The following is a 26,017-nucleotide window of genomic DNA, read 5'->3' as shown; positions in this document are numbered from 1 at the left end:
GATGACCGTCGTCCTGGTGGACCCCCGCCGGCCCTCGCTCGTGCCGGTCGAAGCCCTCGCGCTGCTTGCCGGTGAGGTCGCCTACACCGAGGAACTGCCGATCGTGGTGCCCTGGTCGTTGCCGGCCGCACGATCGGTGCTCTCAGACGTGCAAGCGCCCGTGCTGTTGTCTTCGGACCGCAACCATCCCGACGTTGTTGCCCGCCTGGAGGCCGGCGAAGCCCTGATCGCGGCGCCGGATGCGCCGCCGGGGGAGCGGCTGATCGACGCGGTCGCGATCATGGACCGGCTACGCACCACCGGCCCGTGGGAGAGCGAACAGACCCACGACTCGCTGCGCCGGTTCCTGCTCGAGGAGACCTACGAACTGTTCGACGCGGTCCGCAGCGGCGACGCCGACGAGCTGTGCGCGGAACTCGGCGACGTGCTCTTGCAGGTGCTGTTCCACGCCCGCATCGCCGAGGACGCACCGGAGAACGCGTTCGGCATCGACGACGTCGCCGACTCGCTGCTGCGCAAACTGATCAATCGGGCGCCCGCGGTGCTCGCCGGCGAGGAGATCTCGCTTGCCGAGCAGGTGGCGCAGTGGGAAGAGCGTAAGAATCTCGAGAAGAAGTCGCGTGACTCGATTCTCGATGACGTGCCGACCGCGCAGCCGGCCTTGGCGTTGGCCCAGAAGGTGCTGCAACGGCTCGCGCGCGCCGGCGTACCCGCCGACCTGATCCCCGAGGCCGTCACCACCGTCACCGTTGCCGCCGACATCGATGCGGAAAACGACTTGCGGACAGCGGTTTTGGAACTCATGGACACCGTCCGTGCGGTGGAAAAGGCGATCATCGGCGAGCCCACCGAAGATCAGTGGCGCGCCCACTGGCCGCAGCCCTAGCGCCCCGCGCCGCAACCGGTCAGTTCGGGTTCTCGCCCCAACTGCCCGGCAGCATCGGGATCCGCGGTTCGGTGTCGAGCCCGTCACCGGTGAGCACGGCGATTCCGGACGCCTGTCGGCCGGTCCCGGCGGCCGTGCCGGCGAAGCCCAGCGGGCCGGCCCCGGAATCCGAGGCGCTGGCGCCCGGGGGCGTCTCCCACTCCGGCGTCACACCGATGTTCATATCCATGTATTCGTCGCCGAATCCGCGCTGCTTGGCGCGCTGGCGCTGCCGGCGCTTGGCGGCCAGCGCCTGCGCCGTCGCCTCACCGGGGGCGCCCTGGCTCTCCGAGGCCTCTTCGTCGGCACTGCGGGAACGTCGCGCACCGCTGGAGCAGCGCGCCGACGAGGAGACACTGCTCACCAGGTACAGGCAGGAGGTCGGCCCGAATCCGACGCCCGGCCCGCCACCCGCCGCGCCGCCGGCCGGCATGCCGGCGCCTGCGGTGGCCGGAGCGGTGGTTCCCGCCGAGGAGATCGGGTCCGCGCAGGCGCACGCCTCGGCGCCCGCCGGCACCGGGGCACCCGCGGCGACCGGGGCGCCGACGCTGCCGCCCACCGGCATCGGCGGGGTCGGCTCGACGGTCTGGTCGAGCCCGACCGCACCGATAGCGCCGAGCGCACCGAGTCCGGCGGCGGCGGCCAGAGCGGGCAACGCGGCCATCACGATCGGGATCGCCATCTGCAGGGCAATCTGCCCGATCGGCCACAACAGCATCAGCGTGTGAAAGGTGAACCAGCCGAAGGCCCCGGCCAGAATGGGGGACATCCCCGGGATCTGCAGCAGCATCTGGGTGACCGAGCTGGCAAACGGAAACGCCTCGATCGGATATCCGTCGAAGCCCAACTGCGACCACAGCCACTTGGCGATCGGGTCCGCAAAGCCCATGTTGTACTGCGTGATCAGGTCCTTGAGCTGCTGCTCCCAACTGGGCGCGGCAGCGGCCTCGGCGGCCCCCGGGGCCATGATCGGCGGCGCGGGCGTCACAGGCGGAACCGAGGCCAGCGCCGCTCCCGCGACGCCCTGGTAGACAGTCATCATCTCCGCGGCCTGGACCCACATCCGGGCATAGTCGGCTTCGTTCAGCGCGATCGGGATGGTGTTGACGCCGAAGAAGTTCGTCGCCACCAGCGCCGCGTGCACAGCGTGGTTGGCGGCCAGTTCGGCCAGCGTGGGCATGCCGGCCAGCGCGGCGGTGTAGGCCGTGGCCGCGGTTTGATGCAGGCCGGCCGCGGCGGTGCTCTTGGCGGCGCTCTCGGCCAGCCAGCTCAGATACGGGCCGTGCGCGGCCGCGTACTGCTGGGCGCTGGGGCCCTGCCAGGCACCGGCCTGCACTCCGGCCAGCACCGCGTCGAGTTCGGCCGCCACTTCGGCGTATTCCGCGCTCAGCACCGAGTACGCCGACGCCGATTCCAGCAGCGGCCCGGGGCCGGGCCCGGCGTTCAGCAGCGCCGAGTGCACCTCCGGCGGCGACGCCAGCCAGACCGGTGCGGTCATCGAGCACCTCTTCCCAACGTGATCTTGTTCGGTCAACCAATTGGTCGCGGCGTGGCCCGGTTTGGTTCCCTGCAGACGAATCTTTGTATCCGGGCGCCGAATGAGCGACTATGGCGGCATGCGGTGCGAGGTGGTGCGCGAGACCCTGTCGTCGCTGCTCGACGGCGAGCAGCAGGAGCTGCCGGCGCAGCAGGTCGACGCGCACCTGGCATCGTGCCGCAGTTGCCGGCGCTGGCTGGTCGGCGCTGCCGCCCAAGCCCGCCGGCTGACCGACATCAACAGTGACGCCGACGGCGACGCCGGCCCTGACCTGGCCGCCCAGATTCTGGCGGCCGCCGGGGTGACATCGGTCACCGCCGAGAGCTCCGGCGGCAGCCTGTGGTCGCGGTGGGGTTTTCGGCGGCCGGCGCTGATAGCCGTCGGGGTGCTCCAGGTGGCGATGGCGGCGGTGCAGATCGCCGGCGTGGACTTCGGCATGGTGTCGGCGCACGGACACGGGCACGGCGCCGCCACCGGAGCGCATTTGCTGCATGAGTCCACCGCTTGGTTGCTGGCGCTCGGCGGGGCGATGATCGCCGCCGGTATCTGGCCGTCCGTGGCGGTCGGCGTTGCCGCGATCGCCGGAGTGTATGCCCTGGCATTGGGCGGTTACGTGGCTGTCGACGCCTACCACGGTCAGGTGACGGCAGCTCGGATCGCCAGCCACCTGCCGGTGCTGATCGGCTTGGTATTCGCTTTGCTGGTCGCGCGCCAACGCATCGGTGGCGCAGGCCCGCGCCCGGCCCGGTGGGACGTCGACGGCGCTGCGGATGGGGCTGGCCCGGCGGCGTCCGGCAGTCGGGGCCGGCGCCGCCATCTGCGGTCGGTCAACCGCTCCGACGGCTCTACGACCATGCGTCGTAATAGCGTCGCGACCCCGGGTCTAAGGTGGATGTTCATGGCGGGAGCTGACCGGGTCGACGACGATGCTGTCACCGCTCTCGCCGTCGCCGCCGCAGCCGGTGATGCCAGCGCGCTGGAGGCTTTCATCAAGGCCACTCAGCACGACGTCTGGCGATTCGTGGCTTACCTTTTCGACGGTGTCAGCGCCGACGACCTGACCCAGGAAACCTTCCTGCGAGCCATCGGCGCGATCCCGCGGTTCGCCGGCCGTTCCAGCGCCCGGACCTGGCTGCTGGCCATCGCGCGCCGGGTGGTGGCCGACCACATTCGGTACCTCAAGTCGCGTCCGCGCACCGCGCCGGGCGCCGACCCCGAGCTGCTGCTCGACCGCGACCGGCCCGCCCGCGGCTTCGAGGACGTCGTCGAGGTGACCGCGTTGATCGCCGGCCTGTCGACCGATCAGCGCGAGGCATTGCTGCTGACCCAGCTCTTCGGCCTGTCCTATTCCGACGCGGCCGCGGTCTGTGGTTGCCCGGTGGGGACTATTCGGTCCCGAGTCGCACGCGCGCGTGACGCGCTGCTGGCCGATCCGGAACGCGGTGAGCTCACCGGTTAGACCGGCTTGGATTCGCGCTGGCAGAGCCGGTTTTTACCAGGTGTGCAGGCGGCGCGGGCAGTCGGTGGTGCCTCGCTCTTGGACCGGTCATGGAACGATGGACGCAAAACCATAGCTTCGAGGTTGGGGAGAGCGGTGTCGGCGCTACGTTGGCTGCGGACGGCCGCCGTCGTCGGCGCGACGGCTGTGCTGCTGGCGTCCAGCTGCAGCTGGCAGCTCGGTAATCCCATCCCGCAGGGCGTGCCGCCACCCCCCGGAGACCCGGTGCCGCCGGTGAGTACCGACGTCGCCTCGGGCCGGCCCGCCGACCAGCTCTATCAGTGGGCCGCCGAGCGGGCCCCGATGCTCGGCATCCCGATCACCGCGCTGGAGGCCTACGCCTACGCCGCACGGGTCGCGGAGGTGGAGAACCCCAACTGTCATCTTGGCTGGACCACGCTGGCGGCCATCGGCCAGATCGAGAGTCATCACGGCCACTACAACAACGCCACGGTGGCACGCAACGGCGACGTGCGACCCAAGATCCGCGGCGTCCGGCTCGACGGGTCCGGCGGCAATCTTCACATCGTCGAGGACGTCCAGCCGGAGCTGGCCGACGACGACGGCGTGGTCCGCGCGATGGGCCCGATGCAGTTCATTCCGGAGACCTGGCGGCTCTACGGCGTCGACGCCAACAACGACGGCGTCGTCAGCCCGGACAACATCGATGACGCCGCACTGTCGGCGGCCGGCTATCTGTGCTGGCGCGGCAAAGATCTGGCCACACCCAAGGGCTGGATGACGGCGTTGATGGCCTACAACGAGTCGGAGATCTACGCCCGCGCTGTCCGGGATTGGGCCGCCGCGTACGCGGCCGGTCGCCCGCTGTGAGGCGTCTGGTACGGGATAGGCTCCCAACAGGCCATCGATAGGACAAGACGGCCGGCCCCACCCACGCTCAAGGAGAAGTCAGTGTCCATCATCCAGCAGGTCGGCGCCCGCGAGATTCTCGATTCCCGCGGCAACCCCACGGTCGAGGTCGAGGTCGCGCTGGAGGACGGCACCTTCGCCCGGGCCGCGGTGCCCTCCGGCGCCTCCACCGGCGAACACGAGGCCGTGGAACTGCGCGACGGTGGCACCCGCTACGGCGGCAAGGGTGTGCAGAAGGCGGTCACCGCGGTACTGGACCAGATCGCGCCGGTGGTGATCGGGATCAGCGCGGACGACCAGCGGCTGGTGGACCAGGCCCTGGTGGACCTCGACGGCACCCCGGACAAGTCCCGGCTGGGCGCCAACGCCATGCTGGGGGTGTCGCTGGCGGTGGCCAAGGCCGCCGCGGACTCCGCGGCGCTGCCGCTGTACCGCTACCTCGGCGGCCCCAACGCCCACATCCTGCCGGTGCCGATGATGAACATCCTCAACGGCGGCGCGCACGCCGACACCGGTGTCGACGTCCAGGAGTTCATGGTCGCCCCGATCGGCGCCCCCAACTTCGCCGAGGCGCTGCGCTGGGGTGCCGAGGTCTACCACTCGTTGAAGTCAGTGCTCAAGAAGCAGGGCCTGTCCACCGGGCTCGGTGACGAGGGCGGTTTCGCTCCCGACGTCGCCGGCACCACCGCCGCGCTGGACCTGATCAGCACCGCGATCGAGGCCACCGGGCTCAAGCTGGGCACCGATGTCGCGCTGGCGCTGGACGTCGCGGCCACCGAGTTCTACACCGAGGGCAGCGGCTACGCGTTCGAGAAGCAGAACCGCACCGCGGCCCAGCTGACCGAGTTCTACGCCAAGTTGCTCGACAACTACCCGCTGGTGTCGATCGAAGACCCGCTGTCCGAGGACGACTGGGACGGCTGGGTGTCGCTGACCTCGGCGATCGGGGACCGGGTGCAGCTCGTCGGCGACGACCTGTTCGTCACCAACCCCGAACGCCTCGAGGAGGGCATCGAGCGGGGTGCGGCAAATGCATTGCTGGTCAAGGTCAACCAGATCGGCACGCTGACCGAAACCCTGGACGCCGTCACCCTGGCCCACCACAGCGGTTACCGCACCATGATGAGCCACCGCAGCGGCGAGACCGAGGACACCACCATCGCCGACCTCGCTGTGGCCGTCAGCAGTGGCCAGATCAAGACCGGTGCCCCGGCCCGCAGCGAGCGGGTGGCCAAGTACAACCAGCTGCTGCGCATCGAGGAGGAACTCGGCGACGCCGCCCGCTATGCCGGCGAGCTGGCCTTCCCCCGCTACGCGCCGGAGAGCAAGTAGCAGCCAGGGGGCGCTGCCATGTCCGATCCGAAACGGCCCGACAAGCGGCGCGCCGCGAAATCACGGCCGGGCCGGGCCGGAGAGACGCGACGTGCACGGCCGCGTCCTGCAGCGGTGGTGCGCCGCGCGACGGGCAGCTCGCGCACGCCGCCGTCACCCGCCGGAGCGGTCAAACGAGCCATTGCCGCGGCGGCCGAGCAGAGCTCGGAGCTGCGGGTCGGTTTCACCGCCCGGCGGGCGGTCATCCTGGCCGCGGTGATGTGCGTGCTCACGCTGACCGTCGCCGGGCCGGTCCGTACCTTCTTCGCCCAGCACGCCGAGATGAAACAGCAGTCCCAATTGGAGACCACCCTGCACCGCCAGATCACCGACCTGCAGCAACAGAAGGCCAACCTGGACGACCCCGCGCACATCCGGGCGCAGGCCCGCCAGCGGCTCGGCTTCGTCATGCCCGGCGAGATCCCCTACCAGGTCCAGCTGCCGGCGTCGCCGGAGGTGCCGGGCGAGCCGGGCGCCGAACCCCTGGCCGCCCCCAGCGGTGATCCCTGGTACACCGCGCTGTGGCACACCATCGCCGACGCGCCGCACCCTCCTCCGCCGCCGCCGGCACCGCCGTGGGTTCCGGTTCCGCCCGCACCGGTGGTGCCCGGTGGTTGATCCCGCCGACCTGGACGCGGTGGGCCGGCAATTGGGCCGAGAGCCTCGCGGCGTCCTGGAGATTTCCTATCGGTGCCCCAATGGCGAGCCCGCCGTGGTCAAAACGGCCCCGAAGCTGCCGGACGGGACACCGTTTCCCACCCTGTACTACCTGACCCATCCGGCGCTGACCGCCGCGGCCAGCCGGTTGGAGTCCTCGGGCTTGATGGCCGACATGACCGAGCGGCTGCAGCACGATCCCGAACTCGCCGCCGGCTACCGGGCCGCCCACGAGTCCTATCTCGCCGAACGCGACGCGATCCAACCGCTGGGAACCACGTTCACCGGCGGGGGCATGCCCGACCGGGTGAAATGCCTGCACGTGCTGATGGCGCATTCCCTGGCCAAGGGCCGCGGCGTCAACCCGTTCGGCGACGAGACGCTGGCCATCCTGGCCGCCGAGCCCGCGATGGCCGGGATTCTCCGGCCGGAGGAGTGGCTGTGACTCGTCTGGCCGGAATCGATTGCGGCACCAACTCGATTCGGCTGCTGATCGCTGAGCCGGTCGACGGCCGGCTGCGCGACATCCACCGGGAGATGCGCATCGTCCGGCTGGGCGAGGGCGTCGACGCGACCGGACAGTTCGCCCCCGAGGCGTTGGAGCGCACCCGCGCGGCACTGGCCGACTACACCGAGTTGCTGGTGGCACACGGTGTTTCACGAGTGCGGATGGTGGCGACCTCGGCTACCCGCGACGCGGCCAACCGCGACGTGTTCTTCGCCATGACCGCGCAGGTATTGGGACAAGCCGTTGCGGGGGCGGTCGCCGAGGTGATCACCGGGCAAGAGGAAGCGCAGCTGTCCTTCCGCGGCGCGGTGGGTGAGTTGGACAGTGCCGACGGGCCATTCGTGGTCGTCGATCTCGGTGGCGGATCCACCGAGGTGGTGCTGGGCGATCCGGACAACGGGGTGTCGGCGAGTTACTCGGCCAACGTCGGCTGTGTCCGGTTGACCGAACGGTGCCTGCACTCCGACCCGCCGACCACCGAGGAAGTCTCGGCCGCTCGCGAGGTGGCTCGCGAGCTGCTCGGCGAGGCGGTGCAGGCGGTGCCGGTGCAGCACGCCAGAACCTGGGTGGGAGTGGCGGGGACCATGACCACGCTGTCGGCCCTGGCGCACGGGCTGCCCGAATACGATTCGGCCGCAATACATCTGTCGCGGGTCGGCTTCGACGATCTGACGGCGGTCTGCGATCAACTGATCGGCATGAGCCGTGCCGAGCGGGCCGCCCTGGGGCCGATGCACCCCGGCCGCGTCGATGTCATCGGCGGCGGGGCGATCGTGGTCGAGGAGCTGGCCCGCATCTTGGCTGAGCGCGCCGGAATCGCGGAGCTGGTGGTCAGCGAACACGACATCCTGGACGGCATCGTGCTGTCGATCGCCTGACGGCCGTAAAGGCGTAAAAGTCACCTCGCCGAGCGTAAAGAAAGCGTCAACGGCCGCCGCCGTGCCTGCTCACCGGGTCTAGCTTCGTCGCAGACCCGATCGGGTTCTCGAGAACGGAGAACGCGTGGCTGTAGTGACCTACCTGCTGCTGACGGTGGCGATCTTCGCCCTGCTCGGCGGGGTGTTGAAGTTGGTTGAGCGACTGTGAGCCTTACCAATGCCGTCGGTCTGGCGCTGGCCCTTGCGGTGGTCGTGCTGTTGGTGGCCGCACTGCTGTTCCCGGAACGGTTCTAGTTGAGTACGACAGCCGCGGGCGTGTTGTTCCTGGCGTCGTTGGTCGTGGCGCTGGTGGCGGTGCACGTACCTTTGGGCGACTACATGTATCGGGTCTACACCCGTGAAACACACTCCCGCAGTGAGCGATTCGTCTACCGGGCGATCGGTGTCAACCCGGAGTCCGAACAGACCTGGGTCGGCTACGCGCGCAGTGTTCTGGCGTTTTCGGCCGTCTGCGTGGTGTTCTTGTTCGTTCTGCAGCTCATTCAGGGCGCACTTCCCCTGCATCTGGATGATCCGGCGACATCGATGACGCCTGGGTTGTCGTGGAACACCGCGGTCAGCTTTGTCACCAACACCAACTGGCAGGCCTATCCCGGCGAGTCGACGCAGGGCCATCTGGTGCAGATGACCGGCCTGGCGGTGCAGAACTTCGTCTCCGCCGCGGTCGGCATGGCGGTAGCCGTCGCCTTTGTCCGCGGGCTCGTGGGCCGGCGCACCGCCGTGCTGGGCTCATTCTGGGTTGATCTGGTTCGTGGCACCCTGCGCATCCTGCTCCCGATCGCGGTCGTCGGCGCGACGGTGTTGATCGCCGGCGGGGTTGTCCAGAACTTTCACCTCAACGACCAGACAATCACGACCCTGACCGGTGCGCCGCAGACCATTCCGGGTGGCCCGGTGGCCAGCCAGGAAGTGATCAAGCTGCTGGGCACCAACGGGGGCGGCTTCTATAACGCCAACTCCGCGCATCCGTTCGAGAACCCGACCGCATGGACCAACTGGGTCGAGATCTTCCTGCTGGTGGTCATCGCGTTCTCGCTGCCCCGCACGTTCGGCCGCATGGTGGGCAACACCAAGCAGGGTCACGCCATCGCCGCCATCATGGCCGTGATCGCCCTCATCAGCGTCAGCCTGCTCGGCTGGTCGCAGCTGGCGCATCACGGCACCGTCCCGACCGCCGTGGGGGCCGCGAGTGAGGGGATCGAGCAGCGGCTCGGCGTGGCCGACTCGGCGGTCTTCGCCGCGGCGACCACGCTGACCTCCACCGGCGCAGTGGATTCCACGCACGACTCCTACACCAGTCTGGGCGGCCTGCTGACGATGGTCGACATGCAACTGGGGGAAGTCGCTCCCGGCGGTGTCGGCTCGGGCCTGTACGGCATCTTGATCCTCGCGGTGATCACGGTGTTCGTCGCCGGGCTGATGGTCGGCCGTACGCCGGAATACCTGGGCAAGAAGATCAGTGCACGCGAGATCAAGCTGGCGGCAAGCTATTTTCTGGTGACTCCAGTGGTTGTGCTGTGCGGAACGGCAATTTCGATCGCCTTGCCGGGCCTGCGCTCGGCGATGGCCAACACCGGACCGCACGGGCTCTCCGAGGTGCTCTACGCGTTCACCTCCGCGGCGAATAACAACGGCTCCGCGTTCGCGGGCTTGGCAGCCGACGGGACGTGGTACGAGACCGCACTGGGCATCGCGATGCTCATCGGCAGGTTTCTGCCGATGATCCTGGTGCTTGCGCTGGCCGGGGCGCTCGCGGCGCAGGGGCAGACTCCGGAATCCCTTGGCACGCTGCCCACTCACAAGCCCCAGTTCGTCGGCATGGTCGTCGGGGTGACGCTCATTCTGGTTGCCCTCACCTTTCTGCCGGCACTGGCGTTGGGGCCACTCGCTGAAGGGCTGCACTGACATGCGCTCGGCTACAACTGTCTCGCTTGCGTCACTGCCCGCGGCGTTGCGCAAGCTCGATCCCCGTACCCTGTGGCGCAACCCGGTGATGTTGATCGTCGAGGTCGGCGCCGTGTGGTCCACGGTGCTGGCCATCGGCGAGCCGACATGGTTCGGCTGGCTGATCGTGTGCTGGTTGTGGCTGACTGTCGTCATCGCCAACCTGGCCGAGGCCGTCGCCGAGGGCCGCGGTAAGGCGCAGGCCGACGCTCTGCGAAAGTCCAAGTCCGACACCGTCGCACGTCGGCTGCGCGGATGGACGCCCAACACGCCCGGAGTCGAAGAGGCGGTCGCGGCACCGCTGCTGCAACGGGGTGACATCGTCGTGGTCGAAGCGGGCCAGGTCATCCCGGGCGACGGTGACGTGGTCGAGGGCATTGCGTCCGTGGACGAATCGGCGATCACCGGCGAATCAGCCCCGGTGATCCGCGAATCCGGCGGTGATCGTTCCGCGGTCACGGGCGGGACGCTGGTGTTGTCGGACCGGATCGTAGTCCGGATAACCCAGAAACCCGGGCAGAGCTTCGTCGACCGGATGATCGCGCTGGTCGAGGGAGCCAACCGGCAGAAGACTCCGAATGAGATCGCGCTCAACATCCTGCTGGCCGCGCTGACCCTGATCTTCGTGGTGGCGGTCGCAACCCTGCAGCCGTTGGCGATCTATTCCAAGGCCAACAACCCGGGTGTCGCGGATACGGCGGCGCTCGACGGTAACGGCGTCACCGGCATCGTCTTGGTGGCACTGCTGGTCTGTCTGATCCCCACCACGATCGGTGCGTTGCTGTCCGCCATCGGAATTGCCGGCATGGACCGGCTGGTGCAGCGCAATGTGCTCGCCATGTCCGGGCGGGCGGTGGAAGCCGCCGGCGACGTCAACACGTTGCTGCTGGACAAGACCGGCACGATCACGCTGGGCAACCGGCATGCCTCGGAGTTCCTTCCGCTCACCGGGGTGACCGCCGCCGAACTCGCCGATGCCGCACAGCTGTCCAGTCTCGCCGACGAAACCCCCGAAGGCCGCTCAATCGTGGTTTACGCCAAGGAGGCCTACGGCCTGCGAACCCGGACGCCGGGTGAGCTCACGGCCGCGTCCTGGGTGGAGTTCACGGCGGTGACGCGCATGTCCGGCGTCGACATCGCCGGACGCCAATTGCGCAAGGGCGCCGCCAATTCCGTCAGCGACTGGGTGCGCGGCCACGGCGGTGACATCCCCGCCGAGCTCGGCCGGATCGTCGACGGCATCAGCGCCGCCGGCGGCACACCGCTGGTGGTCGGCGAGGTGCTGGTGGGCGGGCCCGCCCAGGTGCTCGGTGTCATTCACCTGCGAGACGTGGTGAAGCAGGGCATGCGCGAGCGGTTCGACGCGATGCGCCGGATGGGTATCCGGACCGTGATGATCACCGGCGACAACCCGTTGACCGCCAAGGCGATTGCCGACGAAGCCGGGGTCGACGACTTCCTCGCCGAAGCCACCCCCGAAGACAAGCTGATGCTGATCAAACGGGAGCAGCAGGGCGGTCGGCTGGTCGCGATGACCGGCGACGGCACCAACGACGCACCGGCGCTGGCGCAGGCCGACGTCGGGGTGGCGATGAACACCGGCACCAGCGCCGCCAAAGAGGCGGGCAACATGGTGGACCTGGACTCCGACCCCACCAAGCTGATCGAGATCGTGGAGATCGGCAAACAGCTGCTGATCACCCGGGGCGCGCTGACCACCTTCTCGATCGCCAACGACATCGCCAAGTACTTCGCCATCATCCCAGCGCTTTTCGTGACGATCTTCCCGGGCTTGGGTCTGCTCAACGTGATGAGGTTGCACAGCCCGCAATCGGCGATCCTGTCGGCGGTGGTCTTCAATGCGGTGGTCATCGCCGCACTGATCCCGTTGGCGCTGCGCGGGGTTCGCTACGTTCCGGGCAGCGCGTCCAAGCTGCTCAGCCGCAACCTCGCGGTCTACGGCCTGGGCGGGATCGTGGCCCCGTTCGTCGGGATCAAGCTCATCGACCTGCTGGTTCAACTACTGCCCGGGATGGCGTGACATGAGATTCGCGAGCCTGATTCGCAGCCACTGGGCCGCGCTGCGTGCGCTGCTCGTCCTGACCGTCGTGCTCGGTGTCGGCTACCCGGTGTTCGTCTGGTTGGTGGCGCAGATCCCGGGTCTGCGCGAGCGCTCCGATGGCTCATTGATCGAAAACGAAGGCCAACCGGTGGCCAGCGCACTGATCGGGCAGTCGTTCACCGACACCGCCGGCCTACCGCTGCCGCAGTACTTCCAGAGCAGGCCGTCGGGCGCCGGGGCCGGCTATGACGCCTTGGCCAGCGGGGCAAGCAATCTGGGTCCGGAGAGCATCGTCGATATGCCCGGTCAGCCGAGCCTGCTCACCCAGGTCTGCGCCCGCAGCGTGGCGGTCGAGGAGGCGGAGGGGCTTGACGCGGGAGCCGGGTCGCGGCCGTTCTGCACCCCCGGTGGGAAGGGTGCGGTGCTCGCGGTGTTCGGCCCGCGCGACCGCAGCGGCACCGTCGCCCATCCGGCACGCGTGGTCAGTGTCAACGAACCGTGCGTCGCCGGCCACGGGCCGTTTCTGACCAGCTATCGCGGTGTTCGGGTGGAATGCGCCCGGCCGGGTGAGGACTACTCCGCCGGCCAGATCGTGCCGATCCGGGGGACGGCGCCCGAACACCCGCGGGTTCCGGCCGACGCCGTCACCGCCAGCGGCAGCGGCCTGGACCCCGACATCTCACCGGACTACGCCGATCTTCAGGTCGACCGGGTTGCAAGGGCCCGGGGGATCAGCGCCGAGCAGGTCCGTGCCGTGGTGCGCGCTCACCAGAGCGGCCGACTGCTCGGATTCCTCGGTGAGGCCCGCGTCAACGTCGTCGCGGTCAACCTGGAACTAGACCACGAGCATCCTGTCCCCGGCTGCTGTTCCGATGGATGATCGTCCGGTGAGCGATTACGGCACCCGCGGCAAGCGTGGGGAGTTGCGCATCTATCTGGGTGCGGCGCCTGGCGTCGGCAAGACGTACGCGATGCTCGGCGAGGCTCACCGGCGGCTGGAACGAGGCACCGACCTGGTGGCGGCTGTGGTCGAGACACACGGTCGGAGAAAGACAGCCGAACTGCTGCAGGGAATCGAGGTCGTCGCGCCCCGTTGGATTGACTACCGGGGCAAGTGCTTTCCCGAGCTCGACGTCCCCGCGGTGTTGGCGCGACGGCCGCAGGTGGTGCTCGTCGACGAGTTGGCCCACACCAATACGCCGGGCAGCGTGAACCACAAACGGTGGCAGGACGTCGAAGAACTGCTCGCTGCGGGGATCACGGTGATCTCTACGGTCAACGTGCAGCATTTGGAGAGCCTCAATGACGTCGTCGCTGAAATCACCGGGGTTGAGCAGCAGGAGACGGTGCCGGATTCGTTCGTCCGTCAGGCGTCGCAGATTGAACTCGTCGACATCGCGCCGGAGGCGCTTCGCCGAAGGCTCGCCCACGGCAACGTGTACGCGCCGGAGAAGGTCGACGCGGCGTTGTCCAACTACTTCCGCAGCGGGAACCTCACTGCGCTGCGGGAACTGGCGCTGCTGTGGGTGGCCGACCAGGTCGACGCCGCACTGGCGAAGTACCGCGCGGACAAGAAGATCACCGCCACCTGGGAAGCCCGCGAACGCGTGGTGGTGGCCGTCACCGGCGGCCCGGAATCGGAGACGCTGGTTCGGCGTGCCTCGCGGATCGCATCGAAGTCCAGCGCCGAGTTGCTGGCGCTTCATGTGCTGGCCGGCGACGGACACCCCGCCGTACCGAGTGCGCGGATGGGAAAGATCCGCGAGCTGGCGGGCAGTCTCGGTGCCTCGCTGCACATCGTCGTCGGCGACGACGTACCGACCGCGCTGTTGGACTTCGCCCGGGAAGTCAACGCCACCCAGCTGGTGATCGGGACGTCGCGGCGGTCGCGCTGGGCGCGCTTGTTCGACGAGGGCATCGGCGCGGTGGTGGTGCGGCGGTCCGGCAAGATCGACGTACACATCGTGACTCATGAAGAGTCCAAGCAGGGCTTCCGAATCGCACCGATCTCGCCGCGACAACGTCGTGCGCTGCCGTGGCTGGCGGCGCTGCTCGTACCGTCGGCGGTCTGCGCGATCACGGCGACATGGCTGGATCCGGTACTGCGCTTGGGCGGAGAGAGCGCACTGTTCTTCGTCAGCGTGCTGGCGGTGGCCCTGCTCGGCGGCGTCGCCCCCGCAATTCTTTCGGCCCTGATATCCGGCTTGCTGCTCAACTACTTTCTGATTGAGCCCCGGCACAGTTTCACCATCGCCGAAACCGACTCGGCGGTCACCGAGATCGTCCTGCTGCTGGTTGCGGTCGCGGTATCGGTGCTGGTGGATCGCGCCGCCGAACGCGCCAGGGAAGCCGGCCGTGCCTCCCAGGAGGCGGAGTTGCTGGCTCTGTTCGCCGGGTCGGTGTTGCGGGGCGCCGACCTTGAGACGCTGCTGGAACGAGTCCGGGAGACCTACGCCGTACGGGCGGTGAGCATCTTGCGGATGCGCACCCTCGACGGCCGGCAGGCCGGCCAGACGGTCATCGCCGCGGCGGGCAGTGAGCCGTGTACGACGGTCGAGTCTGCCGACACCGCCATCGATGTCGGCGATCACGAGTTCTGGATGCTGATCGCCGGCAGACAGTTGGCGGCCCGCGATCGGCGGGTGCTGTCCGCAGTGGCCAAGCAGGCCGCCGGCTTGGTCCGGCAGCGTGAACTGACCGACGAGGCAAGCCGAGCCGACGCGGTCACCCGGGCCGACGAGCTCCGCCGTTCCCTGCTGTCGGCGGTCAGCCACGACCTGCGTACGCCGCTGGCGGCTGCGAAAGCCGCGGTGTCGAGTCTGCGCGCCGACGACGTCGACTTCTCCCCCGACGACACCGCTGAACTGCTGGCCACCGTAGAGGAGTCGATCGACCAACTCACCGCGCTGGTCGGTAACCTCCTCGACTCTTCCCGGTTGGCCGCCGGCGTGGTGCGCCCCGAGCTGGGCCGGGTGTACTTGGAAGAAGCCGTGGAACGGGCCCTGGTCAGCATCGGTCGCGGCAACAGCGGCTTCGTCCGCTCCGGCATCGACCGGGTCAAAGTGGACGTCGGTGACGCAGTGGTGCTGGCCGACGCCGGACTGCTGGACCGGGTGCTGGCCAACCTTCTCGACAACGCGCTGCGCTACGCCCCCGACGGCCCGATACGGGTCAGTGCGTGTCAGTTCGGCGATCGGGTTCTCATCAACGTCGCCGACCAGGGGCGCGGCCTACCGTCGGACGGTGAGCGTCTGTTCGAGCCGTTCCAGCGGATCGGCGACCAGAACAACACCACCGGTATCGGCCTGGGCTTGTCGGTAGTGCGGGGGTTCGTCGAGTCGATGGGCGGGACGATCTCCGCCACGGAGACGCCGGGGGGCGGACTCACCATGATGGTGGATCTGGCCGCCCCCCAAGCGACGTGACCAGGACGGGATTGTCAGTGCTTCCAGACGACCTTGTCGACTCCGGCGGCGTCGCGGTAGACGACGCTGTCCGGCGCGGTGCCGTTCTTGACGTCGAAGTAGAGTCGCCCGCTGGTCTGGCTGCCTGCGGCGATCGGCCCGTTGGGCAGGCCGTCGACCTCATTGCCCTTCATCACCGCGAATGTTGAACTGTTGACGGCACGCGCATTGAAGTCAGCGATATTGGGGGTGGGGGATCCGCTTACCGCCTGCGCCGTCACATCCGCGTACCAAATACCGTCATTGTGGCCGCTGGGTTGCAGATTCTTGACGGTGTAATCGATGGCCCCGCCTGGACTTTGAATCTCCTGCGTCTGGCCGAATCCGACGACCGTTGGGTCTGCAGAAGCCGGCGCCACCGCCAGCATTCCGGCCGTGGCCAGGCCGGCTGCTGTTACCGCCGTCTTCTTGGCGATTTGGGAGAACATCACGGCAAACTCCTTCCGCTAGTGTCTCCACGGCATATCCGAACCGGCGGATTTCAAAACCTCAAAAATTCACACTTCGAATCGGTAGCCCATCCCCGCCTCGGTGAGCAGGTGCTTGGGGTTCGACGGATCGTTTTCGAGTTTGCGCCGCAACTGCGCCAGATAGACCCGCAGGTACTGCGTTTCCTTTGCGTATGCCGGGCCCCATACCTGGGTGAGTAACTCGTCGCGTCCGACCAGCTTTCCCCGGTTTCGCACCAGCATCTCCAGCATGCCCCATTCGGTGGGGGTCAGGTGGACCTCGCCGCCGTTCTTGGTGACTTTCTTGGCCGCCAGATCCACGGTGAACGAGGCGGTTTCCACTATTGGCTGGTCGATTTCGGCGGTCGCGGCGTTGCGCCGTGCGGCGGCACGCAGCCGAGCCAGGAACTCGTCCATTCCGAACGGCTTGGTCACGTAGTCGTCGGCGCCGGCGTCGAGCGCCTCCACCTTGTCGGCCGAGTCGGTACGGGCGGACAGCACGATCACCGGCACCGTCAGCCAGCCGCGCAGCCCGGCCAGCACCTCGATGCCGGAGATGTCGGGCAGCCCCAGATCGAGGATCACCACGTCCGGGCGCTGCTCGGCGGCGGCACGCAACGCGCCGGCGCCGGTCGCCGCGGTGACGACTTCGTAGCCGCGTACCGACAGGTTGATCTTCAGCGCGCGCAGAATCTGCGGCTCGTCGTCGACTACCAGAACTCGTGTGGTCATCAGCTCTCTCCTGCCGGTGCGGCCAGGTCCACCACCATGGTCAACCCGCCGCCTGGTGTCTCTGTCGCCGAGATGGTGCCGCCCATCGCCTCGGTGAATCCCCGTGCGACCGACAGCCCGAGGCCGACGCCGCTGGTGTTGTCGCGGTCGCCGAGGCGCTGGAACGGATCGAATACGTGCGCCTCGCCGCCACGGGGCAGCCCGCGGCCCTCGTCGGCGACGTTGATCAGGACCCGGTCGCCGACCCGGCCGGCTGTCACCCGCACCACGCTGTCGGAGGCGTAGCGCAACGCGTTGTCGATCACGTTGGCCAGCACGCGCTCCAACAGTCCGACATCGGCCATCGCCACGGTCGGGCCCACCTCGACCTTCACCTGGTCGAGGCCACGGCCGTGGCCGAAGGTGTTGCTGCGCTTACCGATTCCGATCAAAGCGCGCTGCACCACCTCTTCCAGGTACACCTTGGTCAACTCCGGCCGGATCACGCCCGCGGCCAGTCGCGAGGAATCGAGCAGGTTGCCCACCAGGCCGGTGAGCTGATCGACCGACTCCTCCACCGTGGCCAGCAGTTCGGCGGTGTCGTCGGGGGAGAAGTCGACGTCGTCGGCGCGCAGACTCGACACCGCTGCCTTGGCTGCCGCCAATGGGGTGCGCAGGTCGTGGCTGACCGCCGACAGCAGGGAACGGCGCAGCTCGTCGGTCCGCATCACCGCGTCGGCCCGGCTGGCCTCGGCGGCCAGTTCCTCCTGCCGGACCAGTCCGGCCGCCTGCCGAGCCACCACCGACAGCACCCGGCGGTCACGCGAGGCCAACTGCCGGCCGGCCATCAGCATCCAGAACTCGTCATCGCCGACATCGATCGAGGTGTCCGCGAGAGCTACCGACGTGCACGGGTTTTCACCGACCGAGGCGACGACTTCGGGCGTCGCGGTGCCGCTCGGTACGCGGACCAGGCTCACGGCTCGTTGCGCATAGGTCTCGCGAACCCGCTCCAGCAGGGTGTCCAGGTCCGCGCCGCGCAGCACCGAGCCGGCGAACAGCGTCATCAGCTCGGCTTCGCGGGAGGCACGGCCGGCCTCCCGAGTGCGTTTGGCCGCGCCGTCCACCAGGGCCGCCACCGCGACGGCCACCAACAGCAGGACGACCTCGGTCACGGCGACGTCGTGCTCGGCGATGGTGAAATCACGTCGCGGAGCGAGCACGAAGTAGTTCAGCAGCACTCCGGACAGCAACGCCGAGAGCACCGCGGGGGCGATACCGCCGAGCAGCGCCACCAGCAGCACGCCCACAAAGAACAGTGCGCTCTGTCCGGCGTCGAAGTAGCGGTCCAGCCAGCCCACCATGATCGCGCACATCAGGCACGGCACCACCACGGCGGCCAGCCAGGACACCGCACGTCGCTCCCGCGGCGACACCGTCAACCCACGGAAACTCGGCTTGGCGTCCTCGTAGGTGACGATGTGCACGTCGATGTCGCCGGACTGCTGCACCACGGCCGCGCCGACACCTTCGTCGAGGATCCGCGCCCAGCGGGAACGGCGCGAACTGCCGATCACCAACTGGGTGGCGTTGACGTCACGGGCGAAGTCCAGCAGCGCGGTCGGCACGTCGTCGCCGATCACGGTATGCAGCGAGGCGCCCAGGCTGATCGCCAGTTGGCGGATCTTGCCCACCCGGGGTGCCGGCGCGCCAGAGAGCCCATCGCCACCCAGGACATGCAGCACCAGCAGGTCGCCGCCGGCCTTCGACGCGATCCTGGAGGCCCGCCGGACCAACGTCTCGGATTCCGGGCCACCGGTCACCGCGGCCACGATGCGCTCCCGCGCCTCCCAGGTTTCGGTGATCTTCTTGTCGGCACGGTAGCGGGTGAGTGTCGCGTCCACCTGCCCGGCCAGCCACAGCAGCGCCAATTCCCGCAGCGCGGTTAGCGTCTCGCCACGGAAGTAGTTGGCCAACGCCGCGTCGACCTTTTCCGGCGGATAGACGTTGCCGTGGGATAGCCTGCGGCGCAAGGCTTCCGGTGCCACATCGATGAGTTCGATCTGCGCTGCTTGGCGCACGACGGCGTCCGGCACGGTGTCGTGCTGAGTGGTCCCGGTGATCTTGGTGACAACGTCGCTCAGACTCTCCAGCTGCTGCACGTTGACGGTGGAGACCACGGTGATCCCGGCGGCCAGCAACTCCTCGATGTCCTGCCAGCGTTTGGCATTTCGGCTGCCCGCGGGGTTGGTGTGGGCGAGGTCGTCGATCAGGACCACTTCGGGGTGACGGGCCAGCACCGCATCGACATCGAGTTCGCCGCCGGGCTCGCCGATGATCTCGATGCCCTGCAGCAGCTCCGCGGTCTTGCTGCGGCCGTGGGTCTCGACCGCCGCGGCGACCACATCGGTGCCGCGATCGGCGCGGCGGTGCGCTTCGCCGAGCATCGCGTAGGTCTTTCCGACCCCGGGCGAGGCTCCGAGGTAGATGCGCAGTTCTCCGCGTGGTTCTCCGCGCTCGCCGCGCTGGCTCACGAGACTCACCAGACCATCATCGCGGCAACCGACGACATCAGCCAGCGACGACAGGCCGCACCATCACGGTGGGTTTGAACCCGTACCTCGGGTTGCTCAGACCGGAGCCGCTGCGACCCGCTGATGCCACACCTGGCATCCCGGCGCCCACGGTGTTGACCGTGCCGGCCTCCTCTGCCTCGGTCCAGCCGTGGCTCACCAGGGTGGCAGTGCTGTCGGGGATCGAGGTGGCCGTTGTCGGGACGGCCGCCGGCCAACTCTGGGGCACCGACAGCCCGCCCACCGGGGCGGCCTTGCCGACACCGGCCAGCACCGGGGCGCCGCCGGGTGCGGCTCCGGCCGGTGTCGTCACCGCGTCCGCCAAAACCATCTCCGGCCAGACCGGTGGCGCCGTCGGCCCGGTGGCGATGGCGTATGCGCTGGCGATGCCGGCGAACAGGTGCCAGGCGCCGGCGTTGCTCAACGCCGAGCTGTAGGTCTGCAGCCCGTTCCAGATCCCGATGTTCTGGGTGGAGTTGACGAAGTTGGACAGGAAGTCGGTGATGCCACTCTGCGCCGGTTGTGATGCCGCGGCCGGCGCCGCCAGGGTTTGCATGGCCGAGGGCAGTCCGGATACCAACTGCGACAACCCGTTCTGCGCGCTGCTGGTCGAGGCCTGGGCGACGGCTGCGCCCTGACCGGCGATCCCGGCCGGGTTGGTGCTGGGAGCGGGCGAGCTCAGCGGTTGCAGTACCCCGGCAAGCGATGACGACACCGCGTAGCCGTACATGGCCATGGCGTCCTGTGCCCACATCTCGGCGTACTGCGCCTCCAGCGCCGCGATCGCCGCGGTGTTGAACCCGAGGAAGTTCGTCGCCACCAGCGCCGCGAACTGTGCCCGGTTGGCGGCGACCACCGGTGGTGGCACCGTCATCGCAAACGCCGCCTCGTAGGCGGCGGCCGATGCCGACGCCTGGGCGGCGGCGTGCTCGGCGGCCGCGGCCGTGGTGTTGAGCCACGCCACGTAGGGCCGCGCCGCGGCGGCCATCGCCGTTGCGGCCGGGCCCCGCCACTCTTCGTCGGTCAACGTCGAGATCACCGACTCGTAGGAAGCCGCGGTCGTGGCCAGTTCGGCGCCCAGCGCATTCCATGTGGTCGCGGCGGCCGTCATGGGCGCGGCCCCGGCGCCCGAGTACATCCGTGCGGAGTTGATCTCCGGGGGCAGTGCTGCGTAGTCCATGTCGTGGAAGTCCGTTTCCTCTGGTGGGTTTCGGCCTGGCGTTGGTCGCCGCTAGACGATCGGCTTGCGCGGCATCACGACGGGCTTGACACCGTAGCGAGGTCGGCCGAACCCGGGGCCACCACGATCCGAGGAGGCCACCGCCGGCGCTCCGGCGGGCACCGTGGCGGCGCCGTGCGGCTCGGCCTCGGCGGCACCCGCCGCGACGAGCGGGCGCGACTCGGCCGCCGGGGCGGCTTCGCCGGCCCAGTTCGGCGGTGCCGACATCTTGTTGAGCGGGGCTGCTTGGCCGGCAGCGGCCGCGGCCACCGGGGCGGCGGGGCCTGGCGCGGCCTGCGAGATGAGGTGGGCGTGCTCGGCGGCGCCTTCGAGGTGGTGGATGACGCCCGGCGGGTTGGTGATGTAGCCCTTGCCCAGGCCGGTGAACTCCGAGGCGGCCGAGCCGAGGTTGGTGGCCTGCATGGCGGCCAGGATGGCGGAGTTGCTGGCGATTCCGCCCAGCCCGAATGTCGGGTCGGCGGCGGCTCCGGCGCCCACGGTCCCCAGGCCGGTAGCCGTGCCCAGCCCCGCCGTGGTGGTCGCCGCCGCCGAGTTGGCGGTCTCGGTCTCTCCGTAGGAGTCGGCGCTGGCGCGCAGGGTGTGGATGAACATCTCCTGCATTGCCGCAGCCTGCGCGCTGATCTGCTGATACAGCGTGCCGTAGGCGGAGAACTGGGTGGCCTGCAGTGCGGAGACCTCGTCGGCGGCGGCCGGGGCCAGCCCGGTGATCGGGCGGGCGGCGGCCGCGTTCTGGGCGTTGAGCGCCGCGGCGATCGTCTGTAGGTTGCCGGACGCCGCAGCCAGCGCCTCGGGGTGGGTGGTCAGGAACGACATGACATCTCCTCGGCGGATACGAGCCGGCCCCCAGCTGGGCTCGGTCACCGCTCCACTGTTTCGTCGGACTCCCGACGGCCAGAGGTCGTTAACGAGTTCTTTACGGTCTCGTACGGATTATTGACGGTTTGCTTTCAGGCCCAGCTGGAGCCCACGGCGGCGTCGGTGTTGGCCATGTTGTTGCCGGCCGTCTGGACCTTCTGGCCGTGGGCGTTGGCCTGTTCGTAGATGACCTGGAAGTTCCGCCCGAGCGCGGTGATGAACTCCTGGCAGGCCACCGAGCCGGCGCCGCCCCAGAAGTCCCCGGCGGCCAGCACGTCTTGCACGATCGCCTGGTGCTCGGCCTCCAGGGCGGCGGCCTGGGCGCGAATCAAGGCGCCGTGGGCGTCGACGTCGCCGAACTGATAGTTGATGGACATCTCGATCATTACTCCCTGGGGTAGCGGTGTTGTTAGCTGCTCAGGATCTGCTGCGAGGCAGCTTCCTGCTGTTCGTACTGGTTGGCGTCCCGGATAAGTCCGTCGCGGACGCTATGCAGCATGGTGACGATGTTGCTGAATGCGGTTTGCATCTGGCCCATGGTGTCGTAGGACGTGCGTTCGGCCAGGCCGCCCCAGCCGGAGCCGGAGATGCTGGTCGACGACGCCCACATCCGCCGGGCTTCGTCCTCCACGGTCTGCGCGTGCGCGTCGAAACGGGCCGCAGTTGAACGCATGGCGTCCGGGTCGGTCATGAAACGGGTGGTCATTGCCATAGCTCCTTGGTTGTTGGTTGTGGTCTTCCGGCGTCAGCCGGCCAGGACCGGGTGTGCGACGACGCTGGGTTTGAACCCGTACTGCGGCAGATTCCCGCTGGGGCCACTGCGCCCGCCGAGCGCGCCGATCGGCATGCCGGCCGGTACCGCCGACGTCCCGTTTGCTGCGGGCACGTTCAACCCGGCGCCCGGCAGTGCCGACACGGTGCTGGCGGCGGTTCCGGCAGCCCAGCTCGGCGGCACCGACAGCATGCCGAGCGAGCCGGCCTGACCGAGGGCCGCCGAAACCGGCGCACCGCCGAATGAGCCCAGCCCGCCGAGCCCCGCGAAGCCCGCCGTACCCAGCGAGGCCATTGGTGCCACCGCGCCGACGGCCGAGCTCAGCCCGCCGGCGGCCGCGGAGCCCGCCGTCCCCATCGACGATCCCGCACTGCTGCCGAGACTGCTCAAGAAGCCGACTGCGGTCGACAGCGTGCTGGCGACGTTCCAGGCTCCGGTGTTGACCATTCCGTTGATGCTGTCGGTGATCTGGCTGTTGTCGAACAGGCTGCCCAGAATCCCCGACAGACTCGACGACGCCGATGATGGCGAGCTGCCCTGGGCCGGCGACGCCAGACTCTGCAGCACGCCGGGCAACACCGAGATCAGTTGGCTGCTCGGGCTGTTGCCCGCCGCCGAGCTGCCGGCGGCCTGGGTGACCGCGGCGGCCTGGCCGGCCAACCCGGCCGGGTTGGTGGTCTGGGCGGGTGGGCTGAACGGCGTTATCTGCGACGCGGCGGCCGAACCGCTCGCGTAGCCGTACATGGCGGCGGCGTCCTGGGCCCACATTTCGGCGTACTGCGCCTCGGTGGCCGTGATCGCCGGGGTGTTCTGCCCCAGGAAGTTAGTCGCCACCAGGGCCATCAGCAGGCTGCGGTTGGCCACGATCACCGGCGGAGGAACCGTCATGGCGAACGCGGTCTCGAAGGCGGCCGCGGCCGCGGTGGCCTGGGTGGCGGCCTGCTCGGCCTGAGCGGCGGTGGTGTTCATCCACGCCACGAAGGGCGCCGCCGCGGCGGCCATCGACGCCGACGCCGGACCGGCCCACACCTCACCGGCCATCCGGGCGATCACCGCCTGGTAGGCGGCGGCGGTCGACCCCAGCTCCGCGGCCAGTCCGCGCCAGGCCGTGGCGGCGGCCATCAGCGGCGCCGCTCCCGGCCCGGTGTACATCCACGCGGAGTTGACTTCCGGTGGCAACGCACCGAACTCCATCATGTTCTCGAGTTCCTTTGTCTTGCTTGTTTTTTGCTGAACTCAGCGCGCTGCGATCGCGTTGGCGGCCTCGGTCGCCTGGTACGCTGCCGCGCTGGTCGTCAGGGTGGTGACGAACATCTGGTGAATCGCATTCGCCTGGGCACTGACCGCTTGGTACAGGCCGGCGTGCGTGACGAACTGTGCTGCGGTCAACGCCGACACCGGGTCTGCCGCAGCGGGGATCACGCCAGTAGTCGCAGGGGCGGCAGCCGCGTTCTGGGCGGCCATCGCCGAGCCGATACCGGTCAATTCGCCGGCCGCGGCCGCCAGCTCTGCAGGCTGGGCGCTCACGAACGACATCAACGGCATCACCATCTCCTAACCGATCGAGCCGGCGCGGTGCCGGCCACGAGATCCACCGTGCCGCAACGGTGCTCGGTTAGCTGTTGCCCTTACGTGCTCTTAACGGAGCGGAATCGAACCTTGATGGATCCTTGATGCCCGGGAACGGAAAAACCCGACGCAGCCCCCTCTGCTGCGTCGGGTTTCCCGGGCCTTGCCTGACGTTACGCCCAGCTGGAGCCCACCGAGGCGTCGGTGTTGGCCATGTTGTTGCCGGCCGACTGCACCTTCTGACCGTGAGAGTTGGCCTGCTCGTAGATCACCGCGAAGTTGCGGCCCAACTGCGCCACAAACTCCTGGCACGCCACCGAACCCGCACCACCCCAGAAGTCACCGGCAGCCAGCACATCGTGCACGATCGCCTGGTGCTCAGCCTCCAACGAAGCAGCCTGCGCACGAATCAACGCGCCGTGGGCATCCACATCACCGAACTGGTAGTTAATCGACATCTGCGGTTCTCCTTCTAGCTCGACAGGATCTGCTGAGAAGCAGCTTCCTGCTGCTCGTAGTGGTTCGCGTCGCGAATCAGCCCATCCCGCACCCCGTGCAGCATGTTCACGATGTTGCGAAACGCGGTCTGCATCTGACCCATGGTGTCCATCGAGGTCCGCTCCGCCAGACCACCCCAGCCAGCACCGGAGATGTTGGTCGACGACGCCCACATCCGACGCGCCTCGTCCTCCACCGTCTGCGCATGCACATCAAAACGGCCCGCCATCGAACGCATCGCGTCCGGGTCAGTCATAAAACGTGTTGCCATGATTTCTCTCTCCTTATCTGCGGGTTCCGTCCTGCGGTGAGGGGTCTTAGCCGGCAACCACTGGCCGGGCCATCACGGTCGGCTTGAAGCCGTAGCGGGGAGTGCCGAGGCCGAAGCCGCCCCGTTCGGCGCCCATCGGCATGCCGCCGGGCATGGCCGCCATCGACTCGATCTGTTCCGGGGCGGCCGCCCAGCTGCTGCCCTGTAAGGCGCTGGCCGTATCGACGGCGCTGGCAGCGGGCGCGGCCGCGGCCCATGCCGACGGCGCGGACAACTCCCCGACCAGGGTGGCCTGGCCCACCCCGGCCGTCACGGTCGGCGCGCTCGCCGCGAAAGCCGATGCCGCGCCGCCGCCCAGCGCACCCAGGCTGCTCAGCGGACCACCGGGGGCCAGCAGGGCGCCGATACCGGCACCTGCCGCACCACCGCCGAGGGCGTTGAAACCGCCGCCGGAGAAGAACGTGGTCATGGTCGGGATCAAGCTTGCCGGGGTGAACGCCGCCGAGGTTCCCGTGAAGCTCATCACGCCGTTGAGCGGGTAGGTCACCAGCGACACCACACCGTTGATCGACGCGTTGCGCCCGATGGCTTCGAGGAGCCCGGCCAGGGTGGGCGGAGGCAGGCCGGCGTCAGCGGGACCGGGCGAGGTCAGGGTCTGCAGGGTGTTCGGCAGCGACGAGATCGCCTGCGCCGTCTGTGCGGCGTTGTTGCTGGCGGCCGTGCCGTTGGCTTGACTGACCGCGGCGGCTTGGTTGGCTGTTCCGTCCGGATTCGTGGTCTGGTTGGGCTCGCTGAACGGCGTCACCTTGGTCGCCGCGGCCGAGGACGCGGCGTAGCTGTACATGACATCGGTGGCCTGGGCCCACATCTCGAAATACTGTGCGTCGCTGGCCATGATCGCGGCGGAGTTCTGGCCGACGACGTTGGTGGCCACCAATTGCTTCTGCTGAGCGCGGTTGGCGGCGATCACTGCCGGGGGAGGGGTGGCCGCGTGGGCCGCCTCGAACGCGGCCGCTGCGGCGGTGGCCTGGGTGGCCGCCTCCTCGGCCTTCGCCGCCGTGTCGGCCATCCAGGCCAGGTAGGGCTTGGTGGCGGCGGTCATCGATGCCGATGCCGGGCCCATCCACTCTTCGTCGACGAGCTGGGTGATCGTCGTTTCGCACGACGTCAAAGCCGAGGAGATCTCCGCGGCCAGTCCGCGCCACGCGGAGGCGACCGTCATCATCGGCGTGGAGCCGGGACCGGCGTACAGACGACCGGAGTTGATCTCCGGCGACAGCAGGGCGTAGTCGATCATCGTTGCTC

The 26,017-nt window shown here is 68.8% G+C and carries 25 protein-coding genes and 1 pseudogene; 13 read left to right on the top strand and 13 right to left on the bottom strand.

Features of this window, described 5'->3' with window-relative positions; translation table 11 throughout:
- Position 1 precedes the first annotated feature (1 nt).
- Positions 2-886, top strand: a complete 885-nt coding sequence (locus ABW16_RS01395) for a nucleoside triphosphate pyrophosphohydrolase (protein ID WP_047317314.1) — start codon at positions 2-4, stop codon at positions 884-886.
- Between the two features lie 19 nt (positions 887-905).
- Here ABW16_RS01395 and ABW16_RS01390 read toward each other — a convergent pair whose 3' ends face one another.
- Positions 906-2,423: a PPE family protein gene (locus ABW16_RS01390; protein ID WP_047317313.1), complete on the bottom strand. Its 1,518-nt coding sequence runs from the start codon at positions 2,421-2,423 to the stop codon at positions 906-908.
- Between the two features lie 100 nt (positions 2,424-2,523).
- On the opposite strand from ABW16_RS01390, the pseudogene ABW16_RS27045 reads away from it, so the two are divergent.
- The 12 genes and pseudogenes from ABW16_RS27045 to ABW16_RS01340 all read left to right on the top strand — a co-directional run.
- Positions 2,524-3,213 (top strand): annotated as a pseudogene (locus tag ABW16_RS27045) (DUF2275 domain-containing protein); the annotation flags it as partial.
- Positions 3,214-3,360: 147 nt separating this feature from the next.
- On the top strand, positions 3,361-3,921 hold the full coding sequence (gene sigC / locus ABW16_RS27040; protein WP_233424689.1) for an RNA polymerase sigma factor SigC: 561 nt from the start codon (positions 3,361-3,363) through the stop codon (positions 3,919-3,921).
- Between the two features lie 135 nt (positions 3,922-4,056).
- Positions 4,057-4,791 (top strand): lytic transglycosylase domain-containing protein, encoded by a 735-nt coding sequence (locus ABW16_RS01380; protein WP_047317312.1) that lies wholly within the window; start codon positions 4,057-4,059, stop codon positions 4,789-4,791.
- Between the two features lie 81 nt (positions 4,792-4,872).
- On the top strand, positions 4,873-6,162 hold the full coding sequence (gene eno, locus ABW16_RS01375) for a phosphopyruvate hydratase (protein WP_047317311.1): 1,290 nt from the start codon (positions 4,873-4,875) through the stop codon (positions 6,160-6,162).
- An 18-nt stretch (positions 6,163-6,180) separates the two neighbouring features.
- Positions 6,181-6,819, top strand: coding sequence for an FtsB family cell division protein (locus ABW16_RS01370; RefSeq protein ID WP_047317310.1), 639 nt, complete (start codon positions 6,181-6,183; stop codon positions 6,817-6,819).
- The gene (locus tag ABW16_RS01365; RefSeq protein WP_047317309.1) at positions 6,812-7,303 is read left to right on the top strand and encodes a DUF501 domain-containing protein; all 492 of its coding nucleotides are present in this window, start codon (positions 6,812-6,814) and stop codon (positions 7,301-7,303) included. The genes ABW16_RS01370 and ABW16_RS01365 overlap by 8 nt, the downstream gene beginning before the upstream one ends.
- Positions 7,294-8,244 carry a Ppx/GppA phosphatase family protein gene (locus ABW16_RS01360; RefSeq protein WP_109519440.1) on the top strand — a complete coding sequence of 317 codons (951 nt, stop codon included), beginning with the start codon at positions 7,294-7,296 and terminating at the stop codon, positions 8,242-8,244. The genes ABW16_RS01365 and ABW16_RS01360 overlap by 10 nt, the downstream gene beginning before the upstream one ends.
- A 204-nt stretch (positions 8,245-8,448) precedes the next feature.
- A complete protein-coding gene (locus tag ABW16_RS27035) occupies positions 8,449-8,538 on the top strand; it encodes a potassium-transporting ATPase subunit F (RefSeq protein WP_109519438.1) in 90 nt (29 codons plus the stop codon).
- Complete coding sequence (gene kdpA / locus ABW16_RS01355) at positions 8,539-10,209, top strand: potassium-transporting ATPase subunit KdpA (protein ID WP_047317307.1); 1,671 nt, start codon at positions 8,539-8,541, stop codon at positions 10,207-10,209. It begins immediately after the preceding gene.
- 1 nt (position 10,210) lies between these two features.
- Positions 10,211-12,289: a potassium-transporting ATPase subunit KdpB gene (gene kdpB / locus ABW16_RS01350; protein ID WP_082133897.1), complete on the top strand. Its 2,079-nt coding sequence runs from the start codon at positions 10,211-10,213 to the stop codon at positions 12,287-12,289.
- A 1-nt stretch (position 12,290) separates the two neighbouring features.
- On the top strand, positions 12,291-13,190 hold the full coding sequence (locus ABW16_RS01345) for a potassium-transporting ATPase subunit C (protein ID WP_047317306.1): 900 nt from the start codon (positions 12,291-12,293) through the stop codon (positions 13,188-13,190).
- Positions 13,183-15,735 carry a sensor histidine kinase gene (locus tag ABW16_RS01340; protein WP_047317305.1) on the top strand — a complete coding sequence of 851 codons (2,553 nt, stop codon included), beginning with the start codon at positions 13,183-13,185 and terminating at the stop codon, positions 15,733-15,735. Before ABW16_RS01345 ends, ABW16_RS01340 begins: the two co-directional genes overlap by 8 nt.
- 14 nt (positions 15,736-15,749) lie before the next feature.
- Here the strand turns inward: ABW16_RS01340 and ABW16_RS01335 are convergent, their stop codons facing one another.
- From ABW16_RS01335 to ABW16_RS01280, 12 genes are all read right to left on the bottom strand, one after another.
- Positions 15,750-16,205 carry a DUF1942 domain-containing protein gene (locus ABW16_RS01335; protein WP_047317304.1) on the bottom strand — a complete coding sequence of 152 codons (456 nt, stop codon included), beginning with the start codon at positions 16,203-16,205 and terminating at the stop codon, positions 15,750-15,752.
- A gap of 66 nt (positions 16,206-16,271) precedes the next feature.
- A complete protein-coding gene (locus tag ABW16_RS01330; RefSeq protein ID WP_047317303.1) occupies positions 16,272-16,955 on the bottom strand; it encodes a response regulator in 684 nt (227 codons plus the stop codon).
- Positions 16,955-19,477 (bottom strand): sensor histidine kinase, encoded by a 2,523-nt coding sequence (locus ABW16_RS01325; RefSeq protein ID WP_047317302.1) that lies wholly within the window; start codon positions 19,475-19,477, stop codon positions 16,955-16,957. The genes ABW16_RS01330 and ABW16_RS01325 overlap by 1 nt, the downstream gene beginning before the upstream one ends.
- 28 nt (positions 19,478-19,505) lie before the next feature.
- Positions 19,506-20,687 (bottom strand): PPE family protein, encoded by a 1,182-nt coding sequence (locus ABW16_RS01320; RefSeq protein WP_047317301.1) that lies wholly within the window; start codon positions 20,685-20,687, stop codon positions 19,506-19,508.
- Between the two features lie 51 nt (positions 20,688-20,738).
- Positions 20,739-21,560: a PPE family protein, SVP subgroup gene (locus ABW16_RS27960; protein WP_047317300.1), complete on the bottom strand. Its 822-nt coding sequence runs from the start codon at positions 21,558-21,560 to the stop codon at positions 20,739-20,741.
- 134 nt (positions 21,561-21,694) lie between these two features.
- A complete protein-coding gene (locus ABW16_RS01310) occupies positions 21,695-21,979 on the bottom strand; it encodes a WXG100 family type VII secretion target (RefSeq protein WP_047317675.1) in 285 nt (94 codons plus the stop codon).
- Between the two features lie 32 nt (positions 21,980-22,011).
- Positions 22,012-22,308, bottom strand: coding sequence for a WXG100 family type VII secretion target (locus tag ABW16_RS01305; RefSeq protein ID WP_047317674.1), 297 nt, complete (start codon positions 22,306-22,308; stop codon positions 22,012-22,014).
- Positions 22,309-22,347: 39 nt separating this feature from the next.
- On the bottom strand, positions 22,348-23,571 hold the full coding sequence (locus ABW16_RS01300) for a PPE family protein (protein ID WP_047317299.1): 1,224 nt from the start codon (positions 23,569-23,571) through the stop codon (positions 22,348-22,350).
- A 39-nt stretch (positions 23,572-23,610) separates the two neighbouring features.
- Positions 23,611-23,910: a PE family protein gene (locus ABW16_RS01295; protein ID WP_047317673.1), complete on the bottom strand. Its 300-nt coding sequence runs from the start codon at positions 23,908-23,910 to the stop codon at positions 23,611-23,613.
- Positions 23,911-24,116: 206 nt separating this feature from the next.
- Positions 24,117-24,401 (bottom strand): WXG100 family type VII secretion target, encoded by a 285-nt coding sequence (locus ABW16_RS01290; protein WP_047317298.1) that lies wholly within the window; start codon positions 24,399-24,401, stop codon positions 24,117-24,119.
- A gap of 14 nt (positions 24,402-24,415) precedes the next feature.
- A complete protein-coding gene (locus tag ABW16_RS01285; RefSeq protein WP_047317297.1) occupies positions 24,416-24,712 on the bottom strand; it encodes a WXG100 family type VII secretion target in 297 nt (98 codons plus the stop codon).
- A 46-nt stretch (positions 24,713-24,758) separates the two neighbouring features.
- A complete protein-coding gene (locus ABW16_RS01280; RefSeq protein ID WP_412178173.1) occupies positions 24,759-26,006 on the bottom strand; it encodes a PPE family protein in 1,248 nt (415 codons plus the stop codon).
- Between the last annotated feature and the right edge of the window lie 11 nt (positions 26,007-26,017).

It is taken from the genome of Mycolicibacter heraklionensis, assembly GCF_001021505.1.
Lineage (GTDB): Bacteria > Actinomycetota > Actinomycetes > Mycobacteriales > Mycobacteriaceae > Mycobacterium > Mycobacterium heraklionense.
This window is presented reverse-complemented; position numbering and strand designations above follow the sequence as displayed.

Excerpts from the sequence above, each read along its gene's own strand:
- ABW16_RS01395 (WP_047317314.1), top strand. The coding sequence starts at position 2 with ATGACCGTCGTCCTGGTGGACCCCCGCCGGCCCTCGCTCGTGCCGGTC.
- ABW16_RS01390 (WP_047317313.1), bottom strand. The coding sequence starts at position 2,423 with ATGACCGCACCGGTCTGGCTGGCGTCGCCGCCGGAGGTGCACTCGGCG.
- sigC (WP_233424689.1), top strand. The coding sequence starts at position 3,361 with ATGGCGGGAGCTGACCGGGTCGACGACGATGCTGTCACCGCTCTCGCC.
- ABW16_RS01370 (WP_047317310.1), top strand. The coding sequence starts at position 6,181 with ATGTCCGATCCGAAACGGCCCGACAAGCGGCGCGCCGCGAAATCACGG.
- kdpB (WP_082133897.1), top strand. The coding sequence starts at position 10,211 with ATGCGCTCGGCTACAACTGTCTCGCTTGCGTCACTGCCCGCGGCGTTG.
- ABW16_RS01345 (WP_047317306.1), top strand. The coding sequence starts at position 12,291 with ATGAGATTCGCGAGCCTGATTCGCAGCCACTGGGCCGCGCTGCGTGCG.
- ABW16_RS01340 (WP_047317305.1), top strand. The coding sequence starts at position 13,183 with ATGGATGATCGTCCGGTGAGCGATTACGGCACCCGCGGCAAGCGTGGG.
- ABW16_RS01330 (WP_047317303.1), bottom strand. The coding sequence starts at position 16,955 with ATGACCACACGAGTTCTGGTAGTCGACGACGAGCCGCAGATTCTGCGC.
- ABW16_RS01320 (WP_047317301.1), bottom strand. The coding sequence starts at position 20,687 with ATGGACTACGCAGCACTGCCCCCGGAGATCAACTCCGCACGGATGTAC.
- ABW16_RS27960 (WP_047317300.1), bottom strand. The coding sequence starts at position 21,560 with ATGTCGTTCCTGACCACCCACCCCGAGGCGCTGGCTGCGGCGTCCGGC.
- ABW16_RS01310 (WP_047317675.1), bottom strand. The coding sequence starts at position 21,979 with ATGTCCATCAACTATCAGTTCGGCGACGTCGACGCCCACGGCGCCTTG.
- ABW16_RS01305 (WP_047317674.1), bottom strand. The coding sequence starts at position 22,308 with ATGACCACCCGTTTCATGACCGACCCGGACGCCATGCGTTCAACTGCG.
- ABW16_RS01300 (WP_047317299.1), bottom strand. The coding sequence starts at position 23,571 with ATGATGGAGTTCGGTGCGTTGCCACCGGAAGTCAACTCCGCGTGGATG.
- ABW16_RS01295 (WP_047317673.1), bottom strand. The coding sequence starts at position 23,910 with ATGTCGTTCGTGAGCGCCCAGCCTGCAGAGCTGGCGGCCGCGGCCGGC.
- ABW16_RS01290 (WP_047317298.1), bottom strand. The coding sequence starts at position 24,401 with ATGTCGATTAACTACCAGTTCGGTGATGTGGATGCCCACGGCGCGTTG.
- ABW16_RS01285 (WP_047317297.1), bottom strand. The coding sequence starts at position 24,712 with ATGGCAACACGTTTTATGACTGACCCGGACGCGATGCGTTCGATGGCG.